Below are 19,986 nucleotides of genomic sequence, written 5' to 3' on the forward strand. Positions count from 1 at the left end.
CCCTCCTTGCATTGGCACTAATTTGGCACTATTAGGATGAGGATACCCGCTCCATGATCTCAAACCGATAGACTTCGATCACCGGATTGGCAAGAATTTGATCACAAATCTGGGTCAGTTGCTCCTCTGCTGCACCGCGATCGCTGGCAGTTACGGTTAATTCTACATATTTACCGATGCGAACCTGCTGCACTTGGGGATACCCCAACTGATGGATGCCTGACTGGACAGCAACTCCGGCGGGATCCAGCACCGAAGGCCGCAAAGTAACGTAAACCTTGGCATCAAATTCAGCCACCCTACGCTCCCAGGCTGCGATCGCTGATTAAGGATTTCATCCCTTCTAGGGTGGCGGGAATGGACTGGGGATCCATAAACATCACCTTACTGCTATCACTTTTACCAATGACTTTACCCATATCCAGGTAGCCCTGGGCAACCAAAAATTTCAGAGCCTCTTGGTTTTTCGGATCATCCCTGAGAACCTTGGCAATCACCTGCATGGCTTCTGCTGTCCCTTGGGCCCGCAAAATTTGATCCTGCCGCTCCGCTTGAGCCCGCAGGATAACTACTTTTTGATCGGCTTCGGCCGCGAGAAGAACCGCTTTTTGATCCGCTTCGGCCGCTAATATTTGGGCTTCCGCTTTCCCCTGGGCACTATTAATGGCGGCATCCCGCTCCCCTTCCGAGGTTAGGATGGCAGCCCGTTTACGACGTTCGGCAGTCATTTGCATTTCCATGGATTCCTGAACCGCCTTGGAGGGAACAATATCCCGCAATTCCACCCGGTTCACTTTCACGCCCCAGGGATCCGTGGCCACGTCTAAATCATTAAGGAGGGTTTCATTTACCTGGGAACGAGCCGTAAAGGTTTCGTCCAGTTCCAGTTTGCCCATCTCTGCCCGAATTTGGGTTAAAACCAGGTTGACCATGGCCATTCTCAGATTTTCCACCTTGTAGTAGGCCCGCTCCATGTCGATAATCCGCCAATAGACCACCGCATCCACACTGATGGCCACGTTATCACGGGTAATACATTGCTGAGGGGGAATATCTAGGACTTTTTCGCGGATGGTTTCGTGATAGACCACCCGATCTAAGACGGGTAGGACAAAATTGAGTCCTGGCTCCATGCGGCCTTTATAACTGCCTAACCGCTCCACTAGGGCCATGTTGCCCTGATTAATAATCCGCACAGAACTGGCAACTCCGGAACCCCCGATCGCCAGTAAAAATAAAAAGCCAATAAATTCACCCATGGCCCCTGTCCTCCCGGATTTTAATGACTAAGCCCACTGACCTATAGTAAGGGCGATCGCCCCTATGTCCTAGCCTAGGCCAAATTGACCAGAGAAGAAATGGAGAACCTAGCCTTCCGCATTAAGAAAGGGTAAAAATGCCATGATTCGGGCCCGTTTAATCGCAACGGCCAACTGTCGCTGCTGTTTTGCCGTTAGCCCTGTCACCCGCCGGGGGAGAATCTTACCCCGTTCGGTAATGAACCGCCGCAGTAAGTCCACATCTTTGTAGTCAATGGGATCTCCGGGTTTGACAGGAGAAATACGCCGACGATAAAAAGCCATAGAATCTAAGTTTCCCTACTGAATAGATTGCGAATAGATGAGGTTACGCGAGTGCTTTATTTGATTTCTTTATGGACGGTGTGCTTGTTGCAGTGGGTGCAGAATTTTTTCAACTCAAGCCGAGCCGTTGTGGTACGACGATTTTTTGTTGTCGTGTAGCGGGAAACCCCCGGCGATCGCTGGGCCGAGTTTGTCCGACATTCTGTACATTCCAGGGTAATGATGATCCTGGATCCTTTTGCCTTCGCCATGGATTTTGCCTAACTTTACGTGTAAGTACTCTGCGGTGGGCCGGTCTATTATTATTACACATCTTTCCGCAGTTTTGACATAATCTGAATCAGTTTTCGATCCAGTGAAAATCCCCGATAGCAACGATAGACCTCCGTTGCCCCCAGGCGATCGTGGAGGGTGCGATGGCGTTCATCCACCCAGGCAGGGGCACAGTTAATCAGCAGGGGAGCTAATAACAATAAAACCGTAAAGCCGCGGCCAAAGGTTTCTAAAACCACCAGAGTCAGCAGGGCACAGACCCCCATCACCAGTTCCCGCTTGTTCAAAGAAATAAAATCTGGGGTTCGCCCCCGCCGATCCAATAAACGTACATCCATTAACCAATGGCCGGGACTTTGACCCCTATTGCGATTGACAAAGGCCACCCGCAGCCCCCACCAGGCAATAAAAAACACCAGAATTTGGGCCCACTGAATTGCCGCTCCGGGAGAATAGCCGAGAACACTAAACAGCCAGGCTAAGAGAAAATCAATCATCGTGGCCGCCCCCCGTCGCCAGGGTTGGGCCAAGGGTAAGGGGGGAGGGATTTGGCGGGAAATTGCACCCATAATCAGGAAACTGAGTTACCCATGGAGGAGAGTCGTTTCCTTAAGGCTGCCATAGCTTCTTCGCGATCGTCAAAGTGAACTTTTTCAGTGCCTAAAATCTGATAGTCTTCGTGCCCCTTACCGGCAATAATCACCCCATCCCCTGGTTTTGCCTGCAAGATGGCGGCATGAATGGCTTCGCGGCGATCGCCATTGACTATTTTGGGGGTGGTTTCGGGAATACCTGTGAGAATATCCTCTAAAATCCGTCGGGGGTCTTCGGTGCGTGGATTATCGGAGGTGACAACCACCTGATCGGCTCGTTGGGCGGCAATAGCTCCCATTTGGGGCCGTTTGCTACGATCGCGATCGCCACCACAGCCAAAGACACAGATCATCTCTCCCTGAATAAAGGGCCGCGCTGCCCGCAGCAGATTATCCAAGCTATCCGGGGTATGGGCATAGTCCACAATGACGCTAATATCCTGATCCGGTTGCACCCGAATTTGCTGCATTCGCCCAGGCACCCCCGGAAAGTCTGCCAGGGCCTTGACCATACCATCGAGGGGCAATCCCAGATCAATGCCCACGGCGATCGCCGCCAATAAATTAGCCACATTGAACTGACCCACCAAGGGAGAATTAAACTCTGCTACCCCTGTGGGGGTATGAACAGTGCCAGCGACCCCATCCACCCGATAGACCAGATCCGTCGTGTAAAAATCTGCGCTGGTTTCCGTGCTGTAACCCCAGGCCTGCTCCGGTTTCATGTTGGCGAGGAGTTTCTGTCCGTAGGGATCATCCACATTGGCGATCGCCCGCCCCTTCAGGTAATCCCCACTAAAGAGTTTTGCTTTAGCAGCAAAGTAATCCTCCATCGTTGGATGGTAGTCCAGGTGATCCTGGGTCAAATTGGTAAAAACCGCCGTTTCAAAGGTACAACCCCAAACCCGATCCTGATCTAGGGCATGGGAACTCACCTCCATCACTCCAAAGCGACAACCTGCAGATCGGGCCGCCCCTAATCGGGCTTGTAGATCCACCGCAAAGGGAGTTGTGTGACTGGCCACTTCTTCATGGCCTGGCCAGCGACTATAGAGGGTACCGAGGAGGGCCGTGGGATAACCCACCTGACTGAGCAAAAATTCAATTAAATGAGTTGTCGTGGTTTTACCATTGGTTCCCGTTACCCCAACCAGGGCAAGGTGTTGGGCCGGATAGTCATAGAACGCTGCCGCAATAGCTCCACAGGCCCGCTGAATATTTGCCACTGGAATCACACAAACGTTATCCCCTGAAGCTCTATCCCCTGGGGTGGGCTGTTTAGCTGTGGGGGAAATGAGGGCGGCAACAGCGCCGGCCGCAAGGGCACTGGGCCAAAAATTTCCCCCATCCACCCGCGACCCCGGCATGCCCATAAATAAGGTTCCTGGACGGCAATCCCAGGAATTCGTACTTAAGTGGGTGACATCCCGTTCTAAATCGCAATCGTCTATTTCAGGAGATAAATTTGCTGCCTCCAAAAGTTCCCGTAACTTCATTAAGCCCTCCTAGGGTAAAACCCACCACGATCCATCCATGGATGCAATCTATGCCATAGCCCGTATTGCGAGAAATTGTACGCGATCATGCACGGCAACGAACAATTTCAACGGATTTCCATCATTCAAGAGTTGATATGCGTTTTTTGCATTTTGTTAATACACTTACCGTATGGACGGCAATAAAATGTAACAAAACGTACAAAAAGCCCTAGTCAGATTCCTTAACGTTAGTTCCACTGTTACATGAATGAAGACCTGTGACTAACAAGTTTGAAGCAGTTAAAGCCGCCAAAGACGGCCTTGCGGTCAAGGACGAACTGGAGCATTTTGCCGCCATTGGTTGGCAGGACATTCCCGAAGCGGATCGAGACCTGCGGTTGAAATGGCTTGGCATCTTTTTCCGTCCAGTCACGCCGGGAAAGTTCATGCTACGTCTGCGGGTTCCCAATGGCATTCTCACCAGTGCCCAATTGCGTACCCTCGGGGAAATTGTCGATCGCTATGGCGAAAACGGTAACGGCGACATCACCACTCGGCAAAACATACAAATTCGCGGCATCCTCATTGAGGATATTCCCGATATTTTTGAACGCCTGAGTGCCTGTGGCCTCACCTCGGTACAGTCAGGCATGGACAATGTTCGGAATATTACCGGCTCCCCCATTGCCGGCATTGACGGCAGTGAACTGATTGATACCCGGCCCTTGGTGCGGCAACTCCAAGCCATGATTACCAATAATGGCCAGGGCAATCCCGAATTTAGCAACCTACCGCGAAAATTTAATATTGCCATTGAAGGGGGACGAGATAACTCCGTCCATGCGGAGATCAATGACATTGCCTTTGTCCCCGCCTATCGGTGGGGTGTCCTCGGATTCAATGTTCTTGTCGGGGGCTTTTTCTCGGCCCGACGGTGCGAAGCTGCCATCCCCCTGGATGCCTGGGTACCCCCGGATCAATCGGTGGTGGAACTGTGCCGAGCCATCCTAGAACTCTATCGGGATCATGGGCCGCGGGCCAATCGGCAAAAATCGCGGCTGATGTGGTTGATTGATGAATGGGGAATTGATCATTTTCGCAGTGCGGTTACGGCCAAGCTGAGCTTTCCCCTACATCGGGCCGCCCCCAAGGATGAAATTGACTGGGAAAAGCGGGATCACCTAGGGGTCTATCCCCAAAAGCAACCGGGTCTGAGTTTCGTTGGCCTCCACGTCCCCGTGGGTCGCCTATATGCCCCGGACTTTTTTGAGTTGGCTCGCCTAGCTCAGTTCTATGGCAATGGCGAGGTGCGTTTAACCGTAGAGCAGAATTTAATTTTGCCCTATGTGTCCAATACCCTTCTGGCCCATTTACTGGAGGAACCCCTCCTCGCCAAATTTGGCATTGCGCCTCCCCCCTTGCAGCGATCGCTCGTTTCCTGTACCGGAGCGCAGTTTTGCAATTTTGCCCTTGTGGAAACAAAAAACCGTGCCCTAGCCCTAAGTGCGGCCCTAGATGCGGAGCTTTATGTCCCCCAACCCGTTCGCATTCACTGGACCGGTTGCCCCAACTCCTGCGGACAACCCCAAGTAGCCGATATAGGTTTGATGGGCACAAAAGTACGCCGCAATGGCCAAACCGTGGAGGGGGTAGACCTCTACATGGGGGGCAAGGTGGGTAAAGATGCCCAGTTGGGAACCTGTGTTCGTAAGGGCATTCCCTGTGATGACCTGCAACCGATTTTGCGCGACCTGTTGATTGAACAATTTGGTGCTTCCCCGCGCACCGATGATCTACCCCAGAATAGTCACCTGAATGTAACGGCTGAATCCATCGCCGTTGCCTAGGGGTGAACCCTAATCCCGAATTCACTGGGATTGAAATAGGTTACGTCTGATTTGTCTTAAATTCTTAGCCCCAAGTGCGACACGGCTGCCACCGATCGCCCCCAGGGTCTAATTTATTGTGCTGATTTTTGGAACTATCATGCTAAAAGCTATTCTATCGTTTCGCGATCGTTATCGCATCCTTCACCTCACCTGGTTTGCCTTTTTCCTAACCTTTGTGGTGTGGTTTAACTTTGCCCCCCTGGCCACGATGGTGCAGGAAGATATGGGCTTAACAACGCCGCAAATTCGGACTCTGGCTATCTGTAATGTCGCCCTCACCGTTCCGGCGCGAATCATCATTGGTATGGTTCTAGACCGCTACGGCCCTCGCATTACCTATACCTGCCTGCTGATCTTTTCTGCCATTCCCTGTTTAATGTTTGCCGCCGCCCAGGATTTCTACTGGCTAGTAATTAGCCGCCTCCTCCTGAGTATTGTGGGTGCGGGCTTTGTCATTGGTATTCGCATGGTGGCAGAATGGTTTCCCCCCAAGGAAATTGGCTTTGCCGAAGGGGTTTACGGCGGTTGGGGAAATTTTGGCTCGGCAGCAGCGGCCTTCACCCTGCCCACTATTGCCGTAGCCTTAGCGGTTTTCTCCGGAGGCCAAGGAAACTGGCGGATGACGATCGCCCTGACCGGGATTGCCACAGCCATCTATGGGTTTATTTATTTTGTTAATGTCAAAGATACGCCGGAGGGCAAAGTTTACCAAAAACCAGCCCGCCATGGTGGCATGGAAGTCACCAGTGTTAAAGATTTTTGGTTTATGTTGGCTGCAAACTTGCCGCTGACTGGGGTGTTGGGGCTACTGGCCTGGCGATTAGAGCAAATTGGCTTCCTGGATACCTTTGCCCTATACATCACTTGGATTGCCCTAGTTGGTCTATACCTTTTCCAGTCCTATAAATGCTGGGATGTAAACCGGGATCTCTTTACCCAAAAGAAACGCTATCCCGCTGAAGATCGCTATCGCTTTAACCAAGTCTTTCTCTTGGAACTTACCTATATCGTGAACTTTGGTTCCGAATTGGCGGTGGTGTCCATGCTGCCGGCCTTCTTTGAACTCACCTTTAGCCTCTCTAAACCCCATGCGGGGATGATTGCCTCTAGCTATGCCTTTATGAATTTGATGGCCCGGCCCGGCGGCGGCATTATTAGCGATCGCCTGGGGAGCCGGAAATGGACTATGACGATTCTGACGGCGGCCATGGGCATTGGCTATCTGATTATGGCAGGTCAAAACAGCAGTTGGTGGTTGCCGGGAGCCATCCTCGTAACCATGCTGTGTTCCTTCTTTGTCCAGGCGGGGGAAGGATCTACCTTTGCGATTGTCCCCCTGATCAAACGGCGAGTTACTGGGCAAATTGCCGGTAATGTCGGCGCCTATGGCAATGTCGGGGCAGTCTGCTATCTCACCCTCTATAGCCTTTTGCCGGAAGGTGCCGTTGGCAATCAGATTTTCTTCCAAACCCTGGGGGTGACCTCCATGATTGTTGCCTTCCTCTGCGGATTCTTTCTCCTTGAACCTAAAGGCTCCTTTGACAGTCACCATGAAGGGGAACTTGCTCCGGCTCCAGAGGTATTGGCTCCTGGGCAAGAAGTTTAACCATCCCAGTACACTCCCTGTTGATGACTCCTACTGAGGCAGTTCAGTCATTTAGTTTTTATTTAACGGGTTCATTATTATGACTCATTTTTCTTCCCAACAACCCCAAACCACTTCGCTTCTGGCGACCCCTGGGCCAAAACTGTGCTACTACTGCAATGAAAGTTCCCAAATTCAAATCCTGCGGTTGTCTAATGATGCTCATTGGGAAAAAATCGTCTTCCCGTTGCAGAAGTTACTTTTCTGGGCGGATCCAACCGTTGATCTGAAGGTTTACACCTGTGGGCCAGGGGCAGTGCCCTTAAACTTGATTCCCTGTAGCATCCTACTGGCCAATGATGGGAAGGAATGAGGACGTTGACGATTCCCGCAATTGTGCTGCGTTTGTTTTAATTGTGCTATGACTCCTGGTACTCCTGATTCTTCTTTCCCTACCCATGCATCCCTTGCGGTTAAATCTGAGCCGCAGTTGTGCTACTACAGCAATCAAACCGCTCAGGTACAAGTCCTCAAGTTATCTGATCAGGCCAACTGGGAGCGGGTGGTTTTTCCCTTCCAGCAATTATTTTTTTGGGCAGATGCGGACGCAGACCTAAAGATCTATAGCTCTACGCCAAAGTCGGCACCTTTACAACTTATTCCCTGTAAAACCCTGGTAACGGATGGAGTCCATTCCGCTCCCCCGTCCCAAGGGATCGCCCAGGAAGTGGTGCAAAGCCAATGTCCCTACTGTGGGGTGGGCTGTGGTCTGGAGGCGGTTCCCAACAGTGCTGCCGAGGGAGGCTACAAAATTCGTGGCGATCGCCAGCACCCCTCTAGTCAGGGCATGATCTGTGTCAAGGGGGCGACAATTATGGAATCCTTGGATCGCGATCGCCTGTTGTATCCCCTCTGGCGAGAACGGCTAGATCAACCCTTTCGCCGCATCAGTTGGGATGAGGCTGTTGGGCGCATTGTGGAGCGGATCCAAGCCGTACAGGAAAACCAAGGTGCCGATGGCATCTGTATGTATGGGTCAGGGCAGTTTCAAACCGAGGATTACTATACCGCCCAAAAATTACTCAAGGGTTGTTTAGGCACGAATAACTTTGATGCCAATTCGCGGCTGTGTATGTCCTCGGCGGTGGCGGCCTATATCCAGAGTTTTGGCTCCGATGGCCCCCCCTGTTGCTACGATGATCTGGAACTGACGGACTGCGCTTTTTTAATTGGCACTAATACCGCTGAATGCCACCCCATTGTCTTTAATCGCCTGCGGAAACACCATAAGCAAAATCGCAAGGTCAAACTGATTGTGGTAGATCCCCGCCGCACCCCCACCGCCGAGGTAGCGGATCTCCACCTAGCGATCGCCCCAGGGACGGATATTGATCTGTTGCATGGGATTGGACATTTATTACTACAAATGCGCCTAATTGACCCGGAATTTATTGATGAATGTACGACGGGTTTTGCCGACTATGTAAAGCTTTTAGGGAATTATCCCCCCGAACAGGTGGCCCAACGCTGTGGTATTACAGTTCAGGACTTGGAAAAGGCGGCCCGCTATTGGGGGCAAGCCAAGGGGGTGCTATCCCTCTGGTCCATGGGCATTAATCAATCCTCGGAGGGCACGGCCAAGGCCCGCAGTTTAATTAACCTACATTTACTCACGGGCCAGGTGGGGCGGCCCGGTTGTGGCCCATTTTCCCTGACAGGTCAACCCAATGCCATGGGCGGCCGGGAAGCGGGGGGCTTATCCCATCTGTTGCCCGGCTATCGTCTGGTGAAAAATCCCCAGCATCGCCATGAGCTAGAGGAACTGTGGCAATTACCGGCGGGGCAGATTTCGGCTACACCGGGGCGATCGGCCTGGGAGATGATCACAGGTCTGGAAACGGGGGACGTGGGCCTATTATGGATTGCGGCCACAAATCCGGTGGTGAGTATGCCGGATCTGGAGCGGACAAAAGCTGCCCTGCTGCGATCGCCCTTTACGGTCTATCAAGATGCCTATTTCCCAACGGAAACCGCAGCCTATGCCCATTTACTCTTACCCGCGGCCCAATGGGGTGAAAAAACCGGCGTAATGACTAATTCCGAGCGATGTGTCACCCTTTGCCCCGCCTTTCGATCTCCCCCAGGGGAAGCCAAAGCGGACTGGGAAATTTTTGCCGAGGTGGGTCGTCGTCTGGGGTTTGAGGAGCATTTTTCCTTTGAGACTTCAGCCGCAGTCTATGGCGAGTTTGTCCAAGCTACGAAGGGCCGTCTCTGCGATCAATCCGGTCTCAGCCATGAACGCCTAGAAACCCTGGGGCCCCTCCAATGGCCTTGCCCAGAGGGACTGCCAGACCCAGAAGCCCAACAGGCCAAACGGCTGTACACCGACTATCAATTTTCCACCAGCGATCGCCGCGCCCACTTTGGCATTTTTACCTCCCAGGGGTTAGGGGAACCGGTGGATATTGATTATCCCTACGTTTTAACCAACGGTCGCCTCTACGGCCATTGGCATACCCAAACCCGCACGGGCCGCATTCCTAAAATCACGAAAATGCATCCCCGCCCCCTCCTAGAAATCCATCCCCAGGATGCCGATCGCCTCTGCTTAAGTGAAGGAGATTGGGTAGACGTGAGATCGCGGCGGGCCCAAGTTTGTTTGCCCGTGCATATAACCAAGGGAATACGGCCTGGAACTGTATTTATGCCCATGCACTGGGGGTACCTCTGGGGGGATGATACGGAAGTCAATAGTTTAACCCATCCCATTTCCTGCCCCATTTCCCTGCAACCGGAACTCAAAGCCTGTGCGGTGCAACTGGTTCCCATCCATGCCCAGGGTCAGCGTCCTCCCATTCACCCCCCCCATACCCATGTTCTTTCAGTTTGAAGCCGATTTTGTGGACTCTCTCCGCTGTATTCCCATGATGGTGCGCTATAAACTCGACACCTGTGGCGTAAAACTCAAACTGGTTCATTGGCATCAACTTTCCCAAGGGCAACGCCAAGAACTGGTGGATATGGACTGTGAAACGCCCCCGGAAATTGACACCTATCGCACTACGCTGCAAACCTGGGTGGCCCAGGTAAGTGGTTCCCCCGCCGATACCCTAGAGGTTCCTCACCATCCTCCTTGGCTAACCAGCAATGATATTCCCGCCTCTGTCCTTAGTCAGCTAGACAAAACCCCCGGCCATTTCTTAACCCTAGATTATTGGGCGGCCCTTTCACCGCTGCAACGCTTTGCCCTGATCAAACTGAGTCGCCCGGGCCATGAAAATCGTAACTTTCGATCCGCCCTAGTTGAATTTGGACTGCTTTCTTCTGCGGCTAAGGCTTAGATGCCAAACTTGCCATCATCGGGGGCAAAATGTATCAAGCTCTACATAAATAGAGGGCAAAAATCCCCTACTGTTCTCATTCATTCAGTCTACCGATTCAATTCTCAGGAGAACACGGCGCAGCCTATGCGCATTGAACAATTGCAGGCCTTTCTGGCCGTGGCAGATACGGGCAGTTTTCAGCAGGCGGCCCTTCAGTGTGGTGTGAGTCAACCCACCATTAGTCGTCAAATTCAGGCCCTAGAAGCGGATTTGGGGGCGGCCCTCTTCCATCGCAGTAACCAGACTAGTTTGACCTTGGCAGGAGATATTTTCCTCCGGCGGGCCAAGAAGATGTGGCAGGAATGGCAAACCGTCCACCAGGAACTTTTGGAGCTGCATCAGGGGAAACAAACCGAACTGTGTATTGGGGCGATCCATTCCATCTGTACAAATTTTTTACCCGCCCTTCTCCCTAAATTTTGCCACCAGTTTCCCCTGGTGCAATTGCGGGTGACGGCCCTAGGGAGCGATCGCGCCCTCAAGGTACTTAGGGATGGCTTAGTGGATTTAGTCATTGTGATGAACAATCACTTTACTAACCAAATTGCCGGTCTTGTTTCCCATACCCTTTACGATGAACCCATTCGCCTACTCATGGCCGCCCACCACCCCCTGGCCCAGTTGCCGATCATTCCCTGGTCAGACCTGAGGAACTACCCCCAAGTCATTTTCAAGGATGGCTATGGTATGCGTCGCCTCGTCGAAGAAGAATTTTTGCGCCGCCATACTCCCCTGCAGGCGGCCTTAGAATTAAATACCCCAGAAGCCTTTCGGGGCGTAATTCGGGAAAGTCAAATGTTAGCTTTTTTGCCGGAATCAGCCCTAAGTGAAGCGGCCAAGGATCCCCTCCTAACCATCCGAGATGTCATGGACAATGATCAATCTTCTGGCCTACGTCGCCAAGTTGCGGTGATTACCACCGGAGATCGTCTGGCCATTCCCCCCATTGATTACCTGTTTAAGTTAATTGTGGCCCAGTCTGGGATGAATCTGTTGTGAGGTTTGAATGAGCAACGCCTTTCGAGAACTCCTCAAAAAAGTCGGTAGTGGCACCCACACCAGTAAGGCCCTGACCCGACAAGAAGCGGCCACCGCCATGGGAATGATGTTAACCCAGGAAGCAACACCTGCTCAGATTGGTGCCTTTTTAATTGCCCATCGCATCCGCCGTCCCACTGGCGAAGAATTGGCGGGAATGTTAGATGCCTTTGACCAGTATGGCCCCCAGGTTCCGGCGATCCAGTCTGAAAAACCTGTTGTTATTTTATCCCAACCCTACGATGGCCGCGATCGCACCCTTCCCCTCGGTCCCCTCACCAGCCTGGTTCTCGCCGCCGCTGGAATTCCCGTACTGCAACATGGCGGTGATGTCATGCCCACCAAGGCCGGGGTTCCCTTAATAGATATTTGGCAGGGATTGGGAATTCATTGGCGATCGCTCAGTTTGGGACAAATTCAGGAGATTTTGCAGAATACAGACATTGGGTTTGTCTATTTACCGGAACATTTTCCCCTCGCCCATGGTTTAGTCCCTTACCGAGAACAGATTGGTAAACGTCCCCCCCTTGCCACCGTGGAATTAATTTGGTGCCCCTATAGTGGCCCGGCCCATATCGTGGCCGGGTTTGTCCATCCACCCACAGAATTAATGATGCGCGAGGCCCTAAACCTAAGGGGGATCACAGAGTTTACAACCGTGAAAGGGTTAGAGGGCAGTTGTGATCTTCCTAGGGAGCGAACCGGAATTATCGGCTTAAATCGATCCCTAGAGGGGAGTGAATCCTTTAGCCGATTACGACTCCATGCCCAGGATTATGGATTTGCCGGCAAAAATCCGCCATGGCAAGGACTCTCCCCAGGACTCAGGGAAATAAAAGCTGTTTTAGCGGGAGAACCTGGGGAGCTTCATCAAGCCCTAGTCTGGAATAGTGGATTTTATCTATGGCAATTTTACCCCATGCAAACCTTGGAGGAGGGCATTCAATTGACGCAGGAACTCCTTGAGAAAGGCATTGTCCAAGAAAAATTAAATCAATTGCAAAAAATGACGCATTGCAGGAGTATTTCAGCGTAAACATTCCTTAAAAAATTCCACAAGCTGTTTAGCTTGATCTTCTCGACTTAAACCTTGAAGGGCTTCCATCGGAGTACTCGGGATATCTTGCCCAGACTGTTTGATGGCAATCCATTCCTTTAAGATATTGGCTAGCTTATCAGGATCGTTTTCTACCACTCCTACCTTCCTTTCTCTGATTAAATCAGCAGCTACGTTATCCATAGAACCAATTGCTAAGATGGGCCGACGGGCACCAATATACTCAAATAGTTTGCCCGTATAAACTCCCTTCTCACTTGGACTATTCCAAGTTAATAAAAGCAGTATATCTGCTTCTAGTTGCAGCTTTAAGCTCTCTTTATAAGTAACCATGGGATGGATGGTAACTACATGGGTTAAATTATATTCAGTTATAAAATTTTCTAAGTTATGGGAATAAGTCCCATAAAAATCGACTTGGATATTACTAGATAGACTTTGTATTTTAGAAATCGCTTGAATTAATGGTAGGGGATCTCGATAACCATCGTAAATTTTTCCCGTATACACAATATTTAACTTCCTAGATGGTCTCTTGTCAAGATGTAAATTCATGAAATCTTCTGCATCAAAACCATTGGTTATTGTATGTGTTGGCAGAGAAAACTTATTGGTGATTACTTTAGTTAGGGGCTGAGATACTGTAATAACTCCAGAAGAAGAGAGTAATATTTTTTTCTCAACTAAACTTTCAATTTTTTCTCTCCATAGAGGACGATGAATATAGGGATTATCCATCCATAAATCACGAAATTCAGCAATCCAAGGTACTTTAATATAATTAGATAAACGACTTGCAATGAGTAAGGCAGTATATTGGGGAGCACTGGCGTAAATAATATCTGGCTTCCATTGTCGGCTCAACTGAATTCCAGCATAAGCTCCAAAAGGATACCAGCCTACATAAAGGTCAGGAAAGTTTAAACAATCTCTATAGAAGAACCATGCTTTTTTTAAGAGAGAAGGAGAATACGCAGATAAACCATTTGGGGTAGCAGATAAATTTTTATTTGAAAATTTCAATAAATGAGATAGACGCTTAACTGGAAAATTAATGTCTAACCAGGAAGTATAAATAACGTTTTCCTTAGGAATCTCAATCGATAAATTTGCAGATAGGGAGTATTCATTAAGGGTTAAAACACGAATATCATGACCAAAACGATGTAAATACTTCGCCATTTTACCTGCTCGGAGAGAGGCAATGCTGTTAAAGGGTGGAAAATGACAGGCAATTAAAAGGATTTTCATGTATGGCTTTGGATCAACTTAGCCAGTTCAGTCAGTATAGGGTAACGGGTTTCCCGCATAAATTGCCTGGTAGGTCTCTATGAACTTGAATGACATTTGTTCCCAGGTATAATTCTCTAGGACGAATTTTCGTGCTCGTTGTCCAGTCATTTCAGCTTCTAGAGGATTTTTTAAGCAATCAAGCAATCCATCACGAATCTTTTCAATCTTTGGCTCAACTACTATTGTCACACCAAAGTCACCCGCTTCCGTAAAATTACATCCCGTCGTAATGACACAGGGTAATCCAGAAACCATTCCCTCCAGAATTGAAATGCTAAACGCCTCAGAATAGGACGTTGACACATAAATATCTGAGGCTACCAATGCACTCAACTTCAGGGAACCTGTCAGCATCCCCGTAAACGTTACACTATCTTGACAACGATACCCATGGATAAGTTGTTTAACCTTGGCTAAATATCCTTCACTGTCGGGCCCGGCAATCACAAGATGAATATCCGGATATTGGGCCTGGGCCTGGGCAAAGGCAGGGATTAAAAGGTCTAATCCCTTCACTGGATGAATTCTACCCAAAAATAAAATAATTTTTTTATGACGAGTATGGGGGAAATATTGATAAAAAATATCGGGATGCACCAAGGTCTTAAACTCATCCGCATCAATACTATTGGGAACAACAAAGATAGGCTTTTCTAAACCCAACTGCCGCAAACTTTTCGCCTCAGATAGATTCACGGCATGAATGCCACTGCACTTTTCTAAGGCAGGTTTTTCAATTAAATGATAGACAATTTTTTTTTTAGCTTTTTATGTTCAAGACACCAAGGCTCAAGCATGCCGTGGCACGAAACAATATAGGGAATACCTTGGGCCTGGCAAATCCAATAGGCGGGCCAATTCGTGAGGGAGAACACCGCATGGGTATGGACAACATCGTAGTTTTTAACATTTTTCCATAGCCACTGAGCCATCTCTCGACTCAGCTTATATTCCCCGACCTTAGCACAGGGAAAATACTGGACAGAATAACCATCGGTCTCTAGCCATTGATTTAACTCCACATCCAGGCGTTTACTGCCATCAGCATTGGTGGTGATCAGATGAGCAACCTCAAGGTGTTTTTTGAGATGGCGCATCAGACCTGTAATGAATTTTGAGGCACCACCATAGACACTGCCAACGGCAGGAATCACATGTAACACCCTTGGCCTAGAGAGCATATCAACTACCAGACAACAGAAAGAAGATGTAACAAATGCTCCTCCAATTTTAGACAATTAAATCGAGTTATTGAGTTATTTCCCCGACTTTTTCGTATTTTTTGTCGATGCTCCCTTCGGTGATGTCTTAGCTTTAGCACCACTTCGGCTATATTTACGCCGGAAACGCTCAACTCGACCCTCCGCATCAATGATTTTTTGTGTCCCCGTAAAAAAGGGATGATTCCCGGACCAAATATCTACATGAAGTTCGGGCTGGGTTGAACCAACGGTCATCACAACTTCACCATTACAGTACACCTTGGCTTCAGGATACCATTGGGGATGAATATTTTCTTTCGGCATGGATGAAACTCCAAAAAATCAATACAACTAAAAGAAATGGTTTACCGTTTTGAATATTGGGGAGCCTTACGAGCTTTGCGTAAGCCGTACTTACGCCGCTCCTTCGCCCGTGGATCCCGGGTTAAATAGCCTTCACTTTTCAGCGGGCCACGGTTTTCTCCATCCAGTTCACAAAGGGCGCGGGCAACACCAAGGCGAATCGCATCGGCCTGTCCCGTTAAGCCACCACCCGTCGCATTCACAAAAATATCATAGCTACTCTCTAGTCCCAAGGTCTCTAGGGGAGCTCTGACGAGGGATAAATAGGTGGGATTATTCTGGAGATAGTCGTTACCCGGACGACCATTGACGGTGAATTCTCCTGTACCGGGGATAAGGCGAACACGGGCAATGGACGATTTGCGCCGCCCTGTACCTAGATAAACGACCCGTTTAGACTGATCGGCAATTTGCATGAATTTAAGCTCCTGGAATGGTATTGATATTCAGAATCTCAGGTTTTTGGGCCTGATGGGGATGTTCAGGGCCAGCATAGACTTTTAGCTTAGTAAATAGATGCCGTCCCAGGGAATTTTTAGGTAACATTCCCTTCACTGCCTGCTCAACAATGCGCTCGGGAATCCTAGACTGAAGCTGGCTAAAAGTTTCGGTTTTCATTCCACCTGGGCGGCCTGAGTGTCGTCGATAGAGTTTTTGACTGCGCTTTTTACCTGTCACAGCAACTTTATCTGCGTTCACAATAATAACAAAGTCGCCAGTGTCCATGTGGGGGGTGTAGGTGGGTTTGTTTTTTCCCCGCAGTATTGTGGCGATCGCCGTTGCTAGGCGACCTAAGCGTTGATCGGCGGCATCAATGACATACCACTGGGGTGTCATGGTATCCATACTGGGAAGGTAGGTTTTTGTTAGGGTAGACATGAATTTTCTCCGGATAGGGGACTAGGCAATGGATAGCTGGGGGAGGGCATGGGAAAAACGTAGGTGGGGAAAAAGGTCTTGGGAAACCGGCCCCGCAAAGGGAGAATCAGGATACCCTACTCCCACCAAGGATAAACCGGCCGCGGGTGCAGCATACTTCACATCTTGCCGTTGCTCCTGTTGCCAAATTTGCGTAAAGTTTTCGGGCGCTCTCAGGCCCGCACCCACCTGCACCAAAAGCCCCATGAGAAGCCGCATCATCCCATAGAGAAATCCCGATGCTTGAACCTCCACTTCTATCAGGGAACCTTGGCGTTCACAGGTTACATCCTGTACATCCACCCAAGAATGGGCCCTTCGGGAGCCAGATCGATGAAAGGCACTTAGATGATGTCGTCCCACTAAGGGGGCAAGCACGGATTTCATTAGGCCACTGTCCAAGGGATGGTGATAATAGTGCCAGGTTAAGTGCCGCAGAAAGAGATTAGGACGGGAGTCATTATAGAGGGTATAGCGGTAGCGTCGCCAAGAGGCCGAAAAACGGGCATGCCAACTTAATGCCACCAGAGCGGAGGCCCGGATCAAAATATCCGGGGGGAGGTAGCTATTGAGAACGGAGGCCCAGCGTTGGGCTGGAATGGGAGAGCAAATATTAAAGTGGGCAACTTGACCCGCCGCATGAACACCTGTATCTGTGCGGCCTGCGGCAAGGACACTCACTGGATGACCACTGATTTGGGCGATCGCCGCCTCAATTTCTCCCTGGACAGTACGCTGTTTCAATTGACGTTGCCAACCATGGAAATTTGTCCCCTGATACTGAATCAGAAGAGCCACCCGTTGGCCAACCGTCGTCGGGTCAGTGCCCGTCACCTCAACTGCGTTCATTGAAGGTCTACACTAACTCAATGACAGCCATTTCTGCATTATCTCCCCGCCGCCGCACAGTACGGATGAGGCGCGTATACCCACCGGGGCGATCGCCATACCGCTGCGGCACTTTTTCAAAAAGGGCATGAACCAATTGCTTATCAAAGATAAATCCCATGGCTTGACGACGGGCGGCAAGGGAACCATCCTTGGCCAGGGTAATCATCCGCTCCGCCTCGGAACGCACCGCTTGGGCACGGGCCTTTGTGGTAGTAATCCGACCATGGCGAATTAATTCGGTGGTCAACGATCGCAACATGGCTCGCCGCTGATCAGCAGGAAGACCTAATTGGGGGACACGGCAACGGTGACGCATATTTACCTCATTTACCTTAGTAGCTTAACTAACTGGGGACTTAACTAACTGCGGGCAGCTTTTTGGGGTGGCAGCGTAATGCCTAGATGCTTTTGCAGAGCTTCAATCACTTCTTCCGCAGACTTTTGACCAAAGTTTTTAATCTCTAGCAAATCTTCCTGAGAATACTCAAGTAAATCCGCCACGGTATTAACCTGGGCCCGTTTTAGGCAATTGTAAGCACGCACCGAAAGATTCAACTGCTCGATTTGAATTTGCCCTGTTTCATCGTGGTCATCACTATGGGTGAACTCGGCCGCATGAAGTGGAGCTTCCTTGAGAGGACTAAATAAATCTACCAGAATACCCGCAGCATGGTTGAGGGACTCCTGGGGACTCAAACTACCATTCGTCCAAATTTCTAAGGTCAGGTAGTCTTGCATGACCCGCTCATCATCATTACCAGTACCAACCCGCGACGTGTCAATACTATAATTGACCTTCCTGACTGGCATAAATACTGCATCTAACTGGAGATAATCGAGGGACGCTCCCCGTTCATCCCGAGCACGCTCCACGGAACGATAGCCGTAACCCCGCTCAATTCTAAACTCTAGTTCCAGGGTAGATCCGGGCATTAGTGTGGCAATGTAATGCTCAAAGTTAATTACTTCCACATCAGCAGATAGCTCAATATTCGCTGCGGTAACGGTAAGAGACTCATTGGCAGGGGCCTGAGCAAAAATACGACCAATTTGCGGCTCAGAGGTATGCCCCCTCACCACTAATTGCTTCATCTGCAAAAGAATATCCATGACATCTTCCCGTACCCCTGGAATGGTGGTGAATTCATGGTTAACACCAGCAATCCGTACCGCAGTCACGGCATACCCAGGAAGATTTGATAGTAAAACACGACGCAGAGCATTACCTACGGTTGTTCCTTGGCCTGGCTCAAGGGGATGCAGGGCAAATTGGCCATACTGGCCATAATTGTCATCAACCTGCGTTTCTAAACATTCAATCTGATAGCCCATGGATCTCAATACTCCCTATAGTCCCGTGATCACTAAACTCGGCGACGTTTTGGTGGACGACAACCATTGTGGGGAATGGGGGTAACATCCCGGATCAGGGTAATTTCTAAGCCGGCCCCTTGCAGGGCACGAATGGCCGTTTCTCGACCTGACCCCGGGCCAGTCACCATAACCTCGATTTGCCGCATTCCTTGATCGATCGCCCGACGGGCTGCACCATCTGCGGCGGTTTGAGCGGCAAAAGGGGTTCCCTTTTTCGCACCTTTGAAACCACTTGAACCAGCGGAGGCCCAAGAAATGACCTCACCGTTCGTGTCGGTAATCGTAATAATGGTGTTGTTAAACGTGGACTGAATATGGGCCACACCACTGGGGACATGACGCTTCTGTTTGCGGGGGCCAGTACGTTTTTGGGGCTGTGCCATAAGTTAACCTATTGCCAAAATCAAAAATGAAGGAAAAAACAAACAAGTGACCAAAACAGTGATCAAGACGAACGCTATTTCTTCGCTGCGGCTTTCTTCTTGCCAGCCACCGTGCGACGACCACCCCGACGAGTCCGGGCATTGGTGCGTGTCCGCTGTCCCCGAACCGGCAAACCCATACGATGGCGACGACCACGATAACTACCAATGTCCATCAATCGCTTGATATTCATGGCTTCTAGGCGACGTAAGTCACCTTCTACTTCGTAGTCATCAATGGCAGCCCGCAGGGAGGCAATATCTGAATCTGCTAGATCCTTCGTTCGGGTATCAGGATTAACCCCCGTGCGCTCTAGAATTTCCTGAGAACGGGATAAGCCAATGCCATAAATATAGGTAAGGGCAATTTCAATGCGTTTGTCACGCGGTAAATCAACACCAGAAATGCGAGCCATGGATTTAGTTTCTTCCTAAAAGCAGTAATAACACGACAACCTTAACCCTGACGCTGCTTATGCTTGGGGTTACTGCAAATGACCATTACCCGTCCCCGACGGCGGATGACGCGGCATTTTTCACAGATTTTCTTCACCGATGCTCTAACTTTCATTGCTGCTGCTCATAAATCGTCGCAAAACCTGTATTCTAGCAAAAATCGAGACAAAAATCAAATTGGGACAATT

The 19,986-nt window shown here is 50.0% G+C and carries 25 protein-coding genes; 7 read left to right on the forward strand and 18 right to left on the reverse strand.

The features are described from left to right. Positions 1-31: 31 nt before the first annotated feature. The 6 genes from purS to L3556_RS01405 form a co-directional block, all read right to left on the reverse strand. A complete protein-coding gene (gene purS, locus L3556_RS01380) occupies positions 32-298 on the reverse strand; it encodes a phosphoribosylformylglycinamidine synthase subunit PurS (RefSeq protein WP_277865509.1) in 267 nt (88 codons plus the stop codon). 1 nt (position 299) lies between these two features. Beyond that, positions 300-1,259: an SPFH domain-containing protein gene (locus L3556_RS01385; protein ID WP_277865510.1), complete on the reverse strand. Its 960-nt coding sequence runs from the start codon at positions 1,257-1,259 to the stop codon at positions 300-302. Between the two features lie 108 nt (positions 1,260-1,367). Beyond that, entirely contained in the window at positions 1,368-1,583 is a 216-nt protein-coding gene (rpsR, locus tag L3556_RS01390; protein WP_277865511.1) for a 30S ribosomal protein S18, read from the reverse strand. Between the two features lie 56 nt (positions 1,584-1,639). Continuing rightward, positions 1,640-1,834, reverse strand: coding sequence for a 50S ribosomal protein L33 (gene rpmG, locus L3556_RS01395; RefSeq protein ID WP_277865512.1), 195 nt, complete (start codon positions 1,832-1,834; stop codon positions 1,640-1,642). 54 nt (positions 1,835-1,888) lie between these two features. Continuing rightward, positions 1,889-2,425: an RDD family protein gene (locus tag L3556_RS01400; RefSeq protein ID WP_277865513.1), complete on the reverse strand. Its 537-nt coding sequence runs from the start codon at positions 2,423-2,425 to the stop codon at positions 1,889-1,891. 2 nt (positions 2,426-2,427) lie between these two features. Next, positions 2,428-3,945 carry a UDP-N-acetylmuramoyl-L-alanyl-D-glutamate--2,6-diaminopimelate ligase gene (locus L3556_RS01405; RefSeq protein WP_277865514.1) on the reverse strand — a complete coding sequence of 506 codons (1,518 nt, stop codon included), beginning with the start codon at positions 3,943-3,945 and terminating at the stop codon, positions 2,428-2,430. Positions 3,946-4,205: 260 nt separating this feature from the next. On the opposite strand from L3556_RS01405, the gene L3556_RS01410 reads away from it, so the two are divergent. The 7 genes from L3556_RS01410 to L3556_RS01440 all read left to right on the forward strand — a co-directional run bounded on the left by L3556_RS01410 (position 4,206) and on the right by L3556_RS01440 (position 12,858). Next, positions 4,206-5,774 (forward strand): ferredoxin--nitrite reductase, encoded by a 1,569-nt coding sequence (locus L3556_RS01410; RefSeq protein ID WP_277865515.1) that lies wholly within the window; start codon positions 4,206-4,208, stop codon positions 5,772-5,774. Positions 5,775-5,913: 139 nt separating this feature from the next. Then, the gene (locus L3556_RS01415; protein ID WP_277865516.1) at positions 5,914-7,422 is read left to right on the forward strand and encodes an MFS transporter; all 1,509 of its coding nucleotides are present in this window, start codon (positions 5,914-5,916) and stop codon (positions 7,420-7,422) included. Positions 7,423-7,501: 79 nt separating this feature from the next. Then, on the forward strand, positions 7,502-7,774 hold the full coding sequence (locus L3556_RS01420; protein WP_277865517.1) for a DUF1830 domain-containing protein: 273 nt from the start codon (positions 7,502-7,504) through the stop codon (positions 7,772-7,774). Between the two features lie 48 nt (positions 7,775-7,822). Next, positions 7,823-10,291, forward strand: coding sequence for a molybdopterin-dependent oxidoreductase (locus tag L3556_RS01425; RefSeq protein WP_277865518.1), 2,469 nt, complete (start codon positions 7,823-7,825; stop codon positions 10,289-10,291). Further along, a complete protein-coding gene (locus L3556_RS01430; protein WP_277865519.1) occupies positions 10,275-10,742 on the forward strand; it encodes a nitrate reductase associated protein in 468 nt (155 codons plus the stop codon). The genes L3556_RS01425 and L3556_RS01430 overlap by 17 nt, the downstream gene beginning before the upstream one ends. A gap of 126 nt (positions 10,743-10,868) precedes the next feature. After that, positions 10,869-11,783: a LysR family transcriptional regulator gene (locus tag L3556_RS01435; protein WP_277865520.1), complete on the forward strand. Its 915-nt coding sequence runs from the start codon at positions 10,869-10,871 to the stop codon at positions 11,781-11,783. A 7-nt stretch (positions 11,784-11,790) separates the two neighbouring features. After that, positions 11,791-12,858, forward strand: coding sequence for an anthranilate phosphoribosyltransferase family protein (locus L3556_RS01440; RefSeq protein WP_277865521.1), 1,068 nt, complete (start codon positions 11,791-11,793; stop codon positions 12,856-12,858). Here the strand turns inward: L3556_RS01440 and L3556_RS01445 are convergent. The 12 genes from L3556_RS01445 to rpmJ form a co-directional block, all read right to left on the reverse strand. Further along, on the reverse strand, positions 12,850-14,130 hold the full coding sequence (locus L3556_RS01445) for a glycosyltransferase family protein (RefSeq protein WP_277865522.1): 1,281 nt from the start codon (positions 14,128-14,130) through the stop codon (positions 12,850-12,852). The genes L3556_RS01440 and L3556_RS01445 overlap by 9 nt on opposite strands. A 27-nt stretch (positions 14,131-14,157) precedes the next feature. Then, entirely contained in the window at positions 14,158-14,868 is a 711-nt protein-coding gene (locus L3556_RS01450; RefSeq protein ID WP_277865523.1) for a glycosyltransferase, read from the reverse strand. 41 nt (positions 14,869-14,909) lie between these two features. Next, positions 14,910-15,326, reverse strand: coding sequence for a glycosyltransferase (locus tag L3556_RS01455; protein ID WP_277865524.1), 417 nt, complete (start codon positions 15,324-15,326; stop codon positions 14,910-14,912). A gap of 102 nt (positions 15,327-15,428) precedes the next feature. Continuing rightward, positions 15,429-15,698 carry a 50S ribosomal protein L31 gene (gene rpmE, locus L3556_RS01460; RefSeq protein ID WP_277865525.1) on the reverse strand — a complete coding sequence of 90 codons (270 nt, stop codon included), beginning with the start codon at positions 15,696-15,698 and terminating at the stop codon, positions 15,429-15,431. 41 nt (positions 15,699-15,739) lie between these two features. After that, entirely contained in the window at positions 15,740-16,153 is a 414-nt protein-coding gene (rpsI, locus tag L3556_RS01465) for a 30S ribosomal protein S9 (RefSeq protein ID WP_277865526.1), read from the reverse strand. A gap of 4 nt (positions 16,154-16,157) precedes the next feature. Further along, the gene (gene rplM / locus L3556_RS01470; RefSeq protein ID WP_277865527.1) at positions 16,158-16,616 is read right to left on the reverse strand and encodes a 50S ribosomal protein L13; all 459 of its coding nucleotides are present in this window, start codon (positions 16,614-16,616) and stop codon (positions 16,158-16,160) included. Positions 16,617-16,637: 21 nt separating this feature from the next. Further along, positions 16,638-17,504, reverse strand: a complete 867-nt coding sequence (gene truA, locus L3556_RS01475; RefSeq protein ID WP_277865528.1) for a tRNA pseudouridine(38-40) synthase TruA — start codon at positions 17,502-17,504, stop codon at positions 16,638-16,640. 7 nt (positions 17,505-17,511) lie between these two features. After that, positions 17,512-17,862 (reverse strand): 50S ribosomal protein L17, encoded by a 351-nt coding sequence (gene rplQ, locus L3556_RS01480; protein WP_277865529.1) that lies wholly within the window; start codon positions 17,860-17,862, stop codon positions 17,512-17,514. A 44-nt stretch (positions 17,863-17,906) separates the two neighbouring features. Beyond that, positions 17,907-18,878: a DNA-directed RNA polymerase subunit alpha gene (locus tag L3556_RS01485; RefSeq protein ID WP_277865530.1), complete on the reverse strand. Its 972-nt coding sequence runs from the start codon at positions 18,876-18,878 to the stop codon at positions 17,907-17,909. A gap of 32 nt (positions 18,879-18,910) precedes the next feature. Beyond that, positions 18,911-19,303 (reverse strand): 30S ribosomal protein S11, encoded by a 393-nt coding sequence (gene rpsK / locus L3556_RS01490; RefSeq protein ID WP_277865531.1) that lies wholly within the window; start codon positions 19,301-19,303, stop codon positions 18,911-18,913. Positions 19,304-19,377: 74 nt separating this feature from the next. Further along, positions 19,378-19,758 carry a 30S ribosomal protein S13 gene (rpsM, locus tag L3556_RS01495; RefSeq protein WP_277865532.1) on the reverse strand — a complete coding sequence of 127 codons (381 nt, stop codon included), beginning with the start codon at positions 19,756-19,758 and terminating at the stop codon, positions 19,378-19,380. Positions 19,759-19,799: 41 nt separating this feature from the next. Further along, positions 19,800-19,913: a 50S ribosomal protein L36 gene (gene rpmJ, locus L3556_RS01500; protein ID WP_006618079.1), complete on the reverse strand. Its 114-nt coding sequence runs from the start codon at positions 19,911-19,913 to the stop codon at positions 19,800-19,802. Between the last annotated feature and the right edge of the window lie 73 nt (positions 19,914-19,986).

Source organism: Candidatus Synechococcus calcipolaris G9, assembly GCF_029582805.1.
GTDB lineage: Bacteria > Cyanobacteriota > Cyanobacteriia > Thermosynechococcales > Thermosynechococcaceae > Synechococcus_F > Synechococcus_F calcipolaris.

What these genes read in the sequence shown, in the direction of transcription:
- L3556_RS01385 (WP_277865510.1), bottom strand. Translation starts at nt 1,259, where the DNA reads ATGGGTGAATTTATTGGCTTTTTATTTTTACTGGCGATCGGGGGTTCC.
- rpsR (WP_277865511.1), bottom strand. Translation starts at nt 1,583, where the DNA reads ATGGCTTTTTATCGTCGGCGTATTTCTCCTGTCAAACCCGGAGATCCC.
- rpmG (WP_277865512.1), bottom strand. Translation starts at nt 1,834, where the DNA reads ATGGCGAAGGCAAAAGGATCCAGGATCATCATTACCCTGGAATGTACA.
- L3556_RS01400 (WP_277865513.1), bottom strand. Translation starts at nt 2,425, where the DNA reads ATGGGTGCAATTTCCCGCCAAATCCCTCCCCCCTTACCCTTGGCCCAA.
- L3556_RS01405 (WP_277865514.1), bottom strand. Translation starts at nt 3,945, where the DNA reads ATGAAGTTACGGGAACTTTTGGAGGCAGCAAATTTATCTCCTGAAATA.
- L3556_RS01415 (WP_277865516.1), top strand. Translation starts at nt 5,914, where the DNA reads ATGCTAAAAGCTATTCTATCGTTTCGCGATCGTTATCGCATCCTTCAC.
- L3556_RS01420 (WP_277865517.1), top strand. Translation starts at nt 7,502, where the DNA reads ATGACTCATTTTTCTTCCCAACAACCCCAAACCACTTCGCTTCTGGCG.
- L3556_RS01425 (WP_277865518.1), top strand. Translation starts at nt 7,823, where the DNA reads ATGACTCCTGGTACTCCTGATTCTTCTTTCCCTACCCATGCATCCCTT.
- L3556_RS01430 (WP_277865519.1), top strand. Translation starts at nt 10,275, where the DNA reads ATGTTCTTTCAGTTTGAAGCCGATTTTGTGGACTCTCTCCGCTGTATT.
- L3556_RS01435 (WP_277865520.1), top strand. Translation starts at nt 10,869, where the DNA reads ATGCGCATTGAACAATTGCAGGCCTTTCTGGCCGTGGCAGATACGGGC.
- L3556_RS01440 (WP_277865521.1), top strand. Translation starts at nt 11,791, where the DNA reads ATGAGCAACGCCTTTCGAGAACTCCTCAAAAAAGTCGGTAGTGGCACC.
- L3556_RS01445 (WP_277865522.1), bottom strand. Translation starts at nt 14,130, where the DNA reads ATGAAAATCCTTTTAATTGCCTGTCATTTTCCACCCTTTAACAGCATT.
- rpmE (WP_277865525.1), bottom strand. Translation starts at nt 15,698, where the DNA reads ATGCCGAAAGAAAATATTCATCCCCAATGGTATCCTGAAGCCAAGGTG.
- rpsI (WP_277865526.1), bottom strand. Translation starts at nt 16,153, where the DNA reads ATGCAAATTGCCGATCAGTCTAAACGGGTCGTTTATCTAGGTACAGGG.
- rplM (WP_277865527.1), bottom strand. Translation starts at nt 16,616, where the DNA reads ATGTCTACCCTAACAAAAACCTACCTTCCCAGTATGGATACCATGACA.
- truA (WP_277865528.1), bottom strand. Translation starts at nt 17,504, where the DNA reads ATGAACGCAGTTGAGGTGACGGGCACTGACCCGACGACGGTTGGCCAA.
- rplQ (WP_277865529.1), bottom strand. Translation starts at nt 17,862, where the DNA reads ATGCGTCACCGTTGCCGTGTCCCCCAATTAGGTCTTCCTGCTGATCAG.
- L3556_RS01485 (WP_277865530.1), bottom strand. Translation starts at nt 18,878, where the DNA reads ATGGGCTATCAGATTGAATGTTTAGAAACGCAGGTTGATGACAATTAT.
- rpsK (WP_277865531.1), bottom strand. Translation starts at nt 19,303, where the DNA reads ATGGCACAGCCCCAAAAACGTACTGGCCCCCGCAAACAGAAGCGTCAT.
- rpsM (WP_277865532.1), bottom strand. Translation starts at nt 19,758, where the DNA reads ATGGCTCGCATTTCTGGTGTTGATTTACCGCGTGACAAACGCATTGAA.
- rpmJ (WP_006618079.1), bottom strand. Translation starts at nt 19,913, where the DNA reads ATGAAAGTTAGAGCATCGGTGAAGAAAATCTGTGAAAAATGCCGCGTC.